The sequence below is a fragment of the Candidatus Acidiferrales bacterium genome (genome assembly GCA_036514995.1).
Lineage (GTDB): Bacteria > Acidobacteriota > Terriglobia > Acidiferrales > DATBWB01 > DATBWB01.
This window is the reverse complement of sequence record DATBWB010000208.1, coordinates 1-4,721: the sequence shown is the minus strand read 5'-3', so window position 1 is coordinate 4,721 and position 4,721 is coordinate 1. Positions and strand designations below refer to the sequence as shown.

At 60.7% G+C, this 4,721-nt stretch carries 5 protein-coding genes; 2 read left to right on the top strand and 3 right to left on the bottom strand.

Features of this window, described 5'->3' with window-relative positions; translation table 11 throughout:
• The coding region (locus tag VIH17_13550; GenBank protein ID HEY4684258.1) for a menaquinone biosynthesis protein at positions 1 to 979 on the top strand (979 nt) is incomplete at its 5' end.
• Between the two features lie 7 nt (positions 980 to 986).
• A complete protein-coding gene (gene mqnC / locus VIH17_13545; protein ID HEY4684257.1) occupies positions 987 to 2,036 on the top strand; it encodes a cyclic dehypoxanthinyl futalosine synthase in 1,050 nt (349 codons plus the stop codon).
• Between the two features lie 168 nt (positions 2,037 to 2,204).
• On the opposite strand, the gene VIH17_13540 is transcribed toward mqnC, so the two are convergent.
• The 3 genes from VIH17_13540 to VIH17_13530 all read right to left on the bottom strand — a co-directional run.
• Positions 2,205 to 2,642 (bottom strand): ribonuclease HI family protein, encoded by a 438-nt coding sequence (locus tag VIH17_13540; GenBank protein HEY4684256.1) that lies wholly within the window; start codon positions 2,640 to 2,642, stop codon positions 2,205 to 2,207.
• Positions 2,643 to 2,796: 154 nt separating this feature from the next.
• Entirely contained in the window at positions 2,797 to 3,516 is a 720-nt protein-coding gene (locus tag VIH17_13535; protein HEY4684255.1) for a C4-type zinc ribbon domain-containing protein, read from the bottom strand.
• A gap of 131 nt (positions 3,517 to 3,647) precedes the next feature.
• On the bottom strand, positions 3,648 to 4,721 hold a 1,074-nt coding region (locus VIH17_13530), incomplete at its 5' end, for a M24 family metallopeptidase (GenBank protein ID HEY4684254.1).

Sequence of the window (4,721 nt, the reverse complement as noted above, 5' to 3'; positions counted from 1 at the left end):
CGTCGGATGTGCTATATTCGAAGCTTCGCATCTTCCCGGGCGGCCATTCGGTGGACGGGAGCTTGCATGCGAGGAGAGCTTGGCAAATCGCCTGCGTATTTCCGCCATTTCCTACCTGAACACGGCGCCCCTCGTTTGGGGTTTCACCGAGGGCTCCGGGCGCGGCCGCTTTGATCTCTCTTTTACCATTCCCTCCCTGTGCGCCGATGAGCTGCGCCACGGCAAGGCCGACGTTGGGCTTCTTCCTTCGATCGAATACCAGCTCATCCCTGACCTCGTCATCGTGCCGGACATTGCCATCGCCGCCAAAGAGGAAGTCCGCAGCATTGTGCTGGTGAGCCGGAAGCCGGTTACGGAGATTCGCTGCGTGGCGCTCGACCAAAGCTCGCGCACCTCGGTCGCCCTTTTGAAAATTCTGTTTCGCAAATACTATCGCGTTGAACCCGAGTACGTGTCCGCTGCCCCGGACGTGGATGCCATGCTCGCCATCGCCGATGCTGCCTTGGTGATTGGCGATCCGGCATTGAAGTTCCCTTCGCCCCGAGCGGTCGGTACCGAGCGCCCCGAGCGAAAGCCCGAGGACGGATCACGTTATCTTTTCGACCTTGCATCCGAATGGCGACGTTGGACCGGTCACGCCTTTGTCTTTGCCTTTTGGGCTGGCAGGGCGGAAGTCATCACTGCCGAGGTAGTTCGCGCCTTCCAGGAGTCGAAGCGCGAGGGGCTTGCCCATCTCGAGGATATCTGCTCCCAGGAAAGCCTCCGGCTGGGGATGACGCGGGAGGAGGTTCGCCGCTACTTGACCGAGAACGTCGATTTTTCTTTCGACGAGGAGAACCGCCGCGGATTAGAATGTTTTTATCGCCTGGCGGAAGATACGGGGTTGATCAAGGAGGTGCGCCCGTTGCGCTTTGCCGGCTTGCCGGGCAAGCCGACTCTGCTAGAAGCGCGCGCCTTCCCATCCGGCAGGGAGGCTTGAGAATTCCATGCTGGCGGCGACGACAGCAAAATCAAACGAGGCGCTCGAGCTTTTCCGCTCCGACGATCTCATCGGCATCGGCATGGCGGCCGACGCCGTTCGCAAAAAGAAGCACCCGGGCAACATCGTCACCTACATCGTGGACCGCAACATCAACTACACGAATTTTTGCACCGAGTACTGCACCTTCTGCGCCTTCTACCGGCCGATGGGCTCGAAGGACGGCTACCTCCTGCCCTTTGAGACGATCTTCGAGAAAATCCAGGAGACTCTCGACCTGGGCGGAACCGGCGTACTGATGCAGGGCGGGCTCCACCCCGACCTTCGCATCGAGTGGTACGAAAACCTTTTCCGGTCCATCAAGCGCCGCTTTCCCCGCATTCATCTCCACTGCCTTTCCGCCCCGGAGGTTCTCAACATCGCTGAACTTTCCGCGCTTCCGCTCCGCGACACGATTGCCCGGCTGCGGGATGCCGGTCTCGATTCGATTCCCGGCGGCGGCGCTGAAATTCTCGACGATGAAGTCCGGTTCAAAATCGCCCGGCTCAAGTGCACCACCGCCGAATGGCTTGAGGTGCATCGCACCGCCCATCAGCTCGGCATGCGCACCACCGCCACCATGATGTTTGGCTGCGGCGAGACGCTCCACCACCGCGTGAACCACTTTGACCGCATCTACCGCCTGCAAGAAGAGACCGGCGGCTTTACCGCCTTCATCCCCTGGACCTTCCAGCCGAACCATACCGCGCTCGGCGGGCGCGGCTGGGACGAGGCCACCTCGGTGGACTACCTGAAGACGCTCGCCATCAGCCGCATCTTTCTCGACAACTTCGACAACATTCAGGCCTCTTGGGTCACGCAAGGGCTCAAGATGCTACAGATTGGCCTCCGCTTCGGCGGGAACGATGTGGGCAGCGTCATGATCGAGGAGAACGTAGTCGCTGCCGCCGGCACGCGCAATTGCACCACCGAGCAAGAACTCCGCCGCATCATCCGCGAGGCCGGATTCATCCCCATGCAGCGCGATACGCTCTACCGGACAATGTTTTTGAAATAGGCCGTCGCCTGAGCGCCCGCCGTTATCCGTCCACCCCAGCGGTCGAACGGTTTACCATTTACGGCTAGTGCCGTTCCAACTTGATGAGCCTATACATCTCGATCCTGTATGATCAATAAAGCATGCCGTGTGACTTACGGAAAATGGCCCCAAATAGTTGGAACGGCACTAGCCGCCTTTCTGGCGGGGCGAACCATCCAGCGCCCGATTCGCCAGCCGGTCGGCCTCGCGGTTCCTTTCGCGCGGCACGTGACGTATCTCGAAACGCTCAAGCTTCTGGATCAGCGCCTTCGCCCGCTCGTGATAGGGCTTCAGCGCGGCGCTTCTTACTTTATAAGAGCCTTGAATCTGCCGCACCATCAGCTCGGAATCAGAATGCACCCGCAGGGAGCAAAACTTCTTTTTGGCTGCGAATTCGAGTGCGGCCAGAAGCCCCCGGTACTCGGCGACATTGTTGGTGGCCTCGCCGATGGCCCGGGCCAGCGGCTCGATCACCGTCCCATCCTGACGGCGAAAGACAACGCCGTAGGCAGCCGGACCAGGATTCCCGCGGGCGGCGCCGTCAATTTCTACCGTGATCATTTCTTCAGGCGAAGATTTTTTCATCTTCTGTTTTCTCTTTTCTATTTTCTATCTTCTGGTAACTGCCTCTGGGCTGGGCAGCCAGGGTGCTCGCACTGAAGGCTTCAGCCCGAGGGCTCGCCCTGAAGTGAACGTTCCGCCGCGAATGGGAAATTCGGTCAAGCGCCTTCCGAGGCGCTCACCCCGCCACGGCGGGTTCGAGGTAGTAGAGGATGCGGCTGCAACTATCGCAGGTTTGCACCTGCTGGCTGGTCTTGACTTCGCTGAAGACCTGAGGGCGCAAGCGCACATTGCAGCCGGTGCACATTTCGTCTCGCGCCTCGGCCAGGGCCAGGCCCCGTCGCAGCCGCGCAATCCGGTGGTAGCGATCGAGCAGGTCGGAATCGATCTGGACCGTCCATTCCCGGCGCAGCGCCTCCTGGCGGGCAAAGTCGTCTCGAGCGGCGGTGCGCTCTGCTTCGAGTTGCCCTTGTTCCTGCTTCGCCCAAGCCTCCGTTTCCCGGAGCAGCCGCTCGTCCTCTTTCACTTCCCGTTCCAGGTTTTCCGTCTCCTCCATCTTGACCAGGACGCGGTCCTCCGCCTTGCGGATTTCTTCCTCCACCGCCTGGATTTCGTGTTGCAAGGCTCGATAGGCCTCGTTGGTCTTCACGGCAAGCATCTGGTCTTTGTATTTGGTTACCTTCTCGCGCCACGAATCCACGTCCAGCTCGAGTTTCTTGCGCTCTTTGTGCACCTGGGTCGAGCGCTCGCGCGCCGCGTCAAGCGCCTTCTTGGCCCGCTCCAGCCGGGCTTCGATTTCTTTCAGTTTTGCCGGGAAAATCTCGAGTTGCGCCGTGAGTTCGGCGATGCGCAGGTCGGTCTTCTGCAGCTCAATCAGCCGCTTGACGTCGGGATGCATTGCCCGCGAGTACCATGGAAGCTTCCGTGTGAAAGTGAACCCTTTTCATTGTAGCAAGCCCGCGTTCGGGCAAGCAAGCTCAGGCAGGGTCAAACAAGGCTGCCGCTCACGGCTCGCCCGAATCGGGCTCGCTAGAGCTTGATCCAGCACCACTCCTTGGTGAGCGGCGTCTTGTTCATGATGACGCCGCGCTCCTTCGTGGCCCGGACGTTGTTCGAGTGGTTGTAGCCGTAGCCGCCTTCGGGGTTGTAGAGCCCGGGCTCGTTCGAAAACATCATGTTCTCTTCGATCACCGTGTCATCGCCGAGGGCGAGGTAAGGCGCCTGGTGGCCTTCCATCCCGGCTCCGTGGGCGGGCCGGTGATAGACGTATTTTTCGAGACCGGCATCGATCGCCATCTTCAAGACTTTTTCCGCCACCTCCTGGCAGCGCGTGCCGGCTTTCGCGAGTTCAGCCTGGGCAAGCGTCATCCGGGTGTGCACTTCCCATAACTTTTTCTGCTCGTCGGTCATCGGCGCAATGTGCAGGGCGCGGTAACCCTCGCCGCCATACCCGCCGATGTTGATCAGGGTAGCAATCTGGACGGCGTCGCCGCGGGCAATCTTTTTGTAGAAAAACTGGTTGGGGTGGGGATAGGCGGTGGCGACGCCCGCCCGACACCCGAACCCGAGCCGGATGCCGACGCCGGTGTGGGGCTTGCCGTCGAGCTTCAGGACTTTCATCAGTTCGTGCGTGCCGAACTCCTCGGTGGCGTGGCGGACGTCAAAGTCGGTGGCGTCGGTGCCGCGCTCGAGGATGTAGTCGCGGGCGAAGGCCAGCATGCGGTCATGCAGGTCAATCGCCTGCTGGGTCAGCGCAATCTCCTCCGGGGTCTTCACCTGCCGCATGTGGAGGAGGTCTTTGCTGATGTCCGTCAAACGGGCTTTCGGCAAGGTTTTTTTGAAGCGTTTGGCGAGCGAAGGCGCCGGCTCCAGGTCAATCCCCAGTTTGCCCTTGCCAAAACCTCGCCGGGCGATTCCCCGGAGCGCCCATTCGAAGAGGTCTTTTTTCTTGCCCGCCGTCCACTGGACCTTGTTGTATTCACCGGCGTGGGGAAAGTCGAAGTACCACTCAAAATCCTTCACCCACCAGCTCGCCATCATGTCCCGGTCGAGGCCGGGAACGAAGGCGGCCGGCTCGCCCCTCGCCGGCACAAAGAGGTAGTT